Here is a 3,522-nt window from a genome sequence, read left to right as displayed (position 1 = left end):
GGGCGGGGTGCCACCCACGGCGCGCGCCATGTACTGCGCGAAGGCCCGCGCTGGCGCCCGCCCGCCGGCGAGGCCGCGGATCGGCCTGGCATCGTCGCGGCCCATCCACACGCCTGTGGTCAGCCCGCTTGAAAAGCCGATGAACCAGGCATCCTTGTTGCTGCTGGTGGTGCCGGTCTTGCCGGCCAGTGGCCGTCCGATCTGGGCCGCTCTGGCAGTGCCTTCCTCCACGGCCGCCTGCATCAACTGGGTCATGCGGGCAGCGACCACGGGGGCCACCACCTGCCGAGTGTCGCCCTCGCCACGGTCGAACAGCACGCGGCCGCTGCCGGTGGTCACCCGCGTGATGGCATGGGGCGGGTGTTCGAGGCCGCCATTGGCCACGGTGGCATAGGCATTGGTCATCTCGAACAGCGTGACTTCGGAGGCGCCGAGCGCCATCGCCGGCTGCCGGCTGATCGGCGTGGTGATGCCGAAACGGCGGGCCATTTCGGCCACCGTGTCAAAGCCCACCTGCTCGGCCAGCTGCACCGCCACCGTGTTGATCGAGCGGGCAAAGGCCTCGCGCACGGTGACGGGCCCGATGAACTGGCGGTTGTCGTTGCGCGGGCTCCAGTTGCCGATGGTCACCGGCCGGTCTTCCATCCCGTCTTCGGGGGTCACGCCGGATTCGATGGCGGCGGCATAGACGAAGAACTTGAACGCCGATCCGGGCTGGCGCCGTGCCACGATCGCCCGGTTGTAGTTCGACCGCACATAATCGGTGCCGCCGACCATCGCCTTGACGCCGCCATTGCGGTCAAGCGCCACAAGCGCACCCTGCGCGCCCTTCGGTGCCTCGGCGCGGATTGCGGCTTCGGCCCAGCGCTGGCCCTGCGCGTTCAGCGTGGTTTCCACACGCAGCGGCTCCTCGGTCTCGTCGACCAGTGTTTCCAGTTCGCTCAGCACCCAATCGGTGAAATAGCGCACGCCGGCCGCGCGGCCCTGCGGGGCAAAGCGCACCAACTGCGGATCGGCGGCTGCGGCCTCGCCTGGGGTCAGGCCGCCGTTCTCCACCATCACGGCGATCACGGTGGCGGCCCGGCGGCGCGCGGCCTCGGCATCGGCCGATGGGGAAAAGCGTGACGGCGCCTTCACCAGCCCGGCGATGATCGCCGCCTCCTCCAGCCGCAGGCGGCGCGCGCTGTGGCCATAAAATTTGCGTGACGCGGCATCGATTCCGTAGGCGCCGCCGCCGAAATAGACGCGGTTGAGATAGAGCTCCAGGATGGCTTCCTTGGAGTAGCTGCGCTCCATGGCCAGCGCCAGCACCACCTCTCTCAGCTTGCGCGTGTAATCCTTCGACGCGGTGAGGAACAGGTTGCGCGCCAGCTGCTGGGTGATGGTGGAAGCGCCCTGCGAGCGATCCCCGCGCGTGGCATTGACCACGAAGGCGCGGGCGATGCCGATCGGGTCGATGCCGGGGTGATACCAGAAGCGCCGGTCCTCCACGGCAATCATGGCGTTCTTCATGGTCGCCGGGATCTCGGCATAGCGCAGCCATTCGCCATAGCTGGGGCCGAAGCTGGCCAGCACGCTGCCATCATCGGCGAGGATCTCCACCGGCTGGCCGTTCGGGCTCTTCTTCAGCGTCTCGAATTCGGGGAGCGACTGCATGGCAAGCGCCACGGCGACCACCAGCGCCAGAACGGCGGCGAGGCCGATGGCGAGCCCAGCCTTCAGCAGGGTCGCCGCCCAGACGCGGGGCGTGCGACGGCGGGACGATCTTGCAGGAGGCTTGGTGGGGGGCACGGGAGGTGTGTTAGCGATGAAATACGGCAGCTATGCGGCGGAACAGGCGGGGCAGGCGGGGTCCTTGGGCAGGGCGATGCGGCGCATGGCAAGGCTGGTGGCGTCGAACAGCAAGATCTGCCCGGCAGCCTCGGCGCCCAACCCGGCCAGCTGACGGATCGCCAGCAGCGCCATCAGGCTGCCGATCATGCCGGTGAGTGCGCCCAGCACGCCGGTGGCGGCGCAGCTGCGGGCCGGATCATCTTCGGGCGAGCCGACAAAGCAGCGATAGCAGGGCGCATCGGCCAGATGGCCGGCGAACAGCGCCGCCTGGCCATCCATCGGCCCCACCGCGCCCGACACCAGGGGCACGCGCAGCGCCAGCGCGGCATCGGCCACCGCCAGCCGCGTGGCAAAACTGTCGCTGCCGTCGATCACCAGGTCATGCCCGGCGAGCAGCGCATCGACATTGTCGCCATCCAGCCGCAGTGGCACCGCCACCGTCTCGACATGCGGGTTGAGCGCGTGCAGGCGGGCGGCGGCGGCCTCGGCCTTTGGGGCGCCGACGTCGGCCGTGCCGAACATCACCTGCCGCTGCAGGTTCGACAGGGCAACCGTGTCGTCATCGATGATGGTGAGGCGGCCGATCCCGGCGGCGGCGAGGTGCAGGAGGCAGGGGCTGCCCAGCCCGCCGGCGCCCACCACCGCGACCCGGGCACGCTTCAGCGCCGCTTGGCCTGCGCCGCCAAAGCCCGGCAGCACGATGTGGCGCGCATAACGCTCCAACTCGTCGTCGGAAAAATTCATGAACCGATGCCGGTGGAACCGAAACCGCCCGACCCACGCGCCGTGTCATCGAGTGCGTCAACCACCGCCAGGCCGGCGCGGGTGACAGCGGCAGGCACCAGCTGGCAGATGCGCATTCCGCGCTCGATCGCGAACGGCTCGCTGCCCAGGTTGATGAGCAGCGCCTTGACCTCGCCGCGATAGTCGCTGTCGATGGTGCCGGGGCTGTTGGGCACGGTGATGCCGTGTTTCAGCGCCAGGCCGGAGCGGGGGCGCACCTGCACCTCAAACCCCTCGGGGATGGCCATGCAGAAGCCCAGCGGCACGGCAAAGCGCGCGCCGGGCGCCAGCATCACCGTCTCTGTAACGGCGGCCACCGCGTCCATGCCGGCGGCGCCGGGCGTTGCATAGGCGGGCAGGGGTAGGCCCTGACCATGGGGCAGGATCGTGATCGGGATGCGGATCATAGGAAGCTCTGGAAATGACTGGCGATCGCGTCTGCCAGCCGGTCGGCCACTGCCTGTTTCGAGGCGGCACCCCAGTCCTGCGCGCCACTGGCGGTAACGAGGTGGACATGATTGCTGTCGGTGCCGAACACGCCGTCGGTCACGTCGTTGGCCACGATCCAGTCCGCGCCCTTGCGTTCCCGCTTGGCGCCGGCGTGGGAGATCAATTCGGCGGGGTCCTTCGGGGTTTCCGCCGCGAAGCCCACCACCAGCGCCGGGCGCTGCGCATGGTGGCCGATGCCGGCCAATATGTCGGGGTTCTCGACCAGCGCCAGGGCAGGCGGCGCGCCGCCTGCCTTCTTCAGCTTGGCCGGTGCCGCCTCCGCCCGCCAGTCGGCTACGGCGGCGACCATCACCGCGATATCGGCCGGCAGCGCCGCCTCGCACGCAGCCTGCATCTGGCGCGCCGTCGTCACGTCCACGCGGCTTACACCGGCCGGGGTCGGCAGGCTGACCGGCC

The 3,522-nt window shown here is 69.8% G+C and carries 4 protein-coding genes; all 4 read right to left on the bottom strand.

What is annotated here, in order from left to right; translation table 11 throughout:
• Positions 1-1,656: transglycosylase domain-containing protein (locus GJV64_RS12680; protein WP_235927742.1), on the bottom strand; the 1,656-nt coding region annotated here is incomplete at its 3' end.
• Between the two features lie 165 nt (positions 1,657-1,821).
• Positions 1,822-2,577, bottom strand: coding sequence for a HesA/MoeB/ThiF family protein (locus tag GJV64_RS12675; protein ID WP_164157650.1), 756 nt, complete (start codon positions 2,575-2,577; stop codon positions 1,822-1,824).
• A complete protein-coding gene (dut, locus tag GJV64_RS12670; protein WP_164157648.1) occupies positions 2,574-3,023 on the bottom strand; it encodes a dUTP diphosphatase in 450 nt (149 codons plus the stop codon). Before dut ends, GJV64_RS12675 begins: the two co-directional genes overlap by 4 nt.
• The coding region (locus tag GJV64_RS12665; RefSeq protein WP_328799188.1) for a phosphopantothenoylcysteine decarboxylase domain-containing protein at positions 3,020-3,522 on the bottom strand (503 nt) is incomplete at its 5' end. The genes GJV64_RS12665 and dut, both read right to left, overlap by 4 nt.

This window comes from Sandarakinorhabdus rubra (assembly GCF_010994245.1).
Lineage (GTDB): Bacteria > Pseudomonadota > Alphaproteobacteria > Sphingomonadales > Sphingomonadaceae > Sandarakinorhabdus > Sandarakinorhabdus rubra.
The sequence above is the reverse complement of the archived record's forward strand: the minus strand, read 5'-3'. Positions and strand labels throughout refer to the sequence as shown.

Bases quoted from the DNA above. Each gene is read 5' to 3' on its own strand.
- dut (WP_164157648.1), bottom strand. From the start codon at position 3,023: ATGATCCGCATCCCGATCACGATCCTGCCCCATGGTCAGGGCCTACCC.
- GJV64_RS12675 (WP_164157650.1), bottom strand. From the start codon at position 2,577: ATGAATTTTTCCGACGACGAGTTGGAGCGTTATGCGCGCCACATCGTG.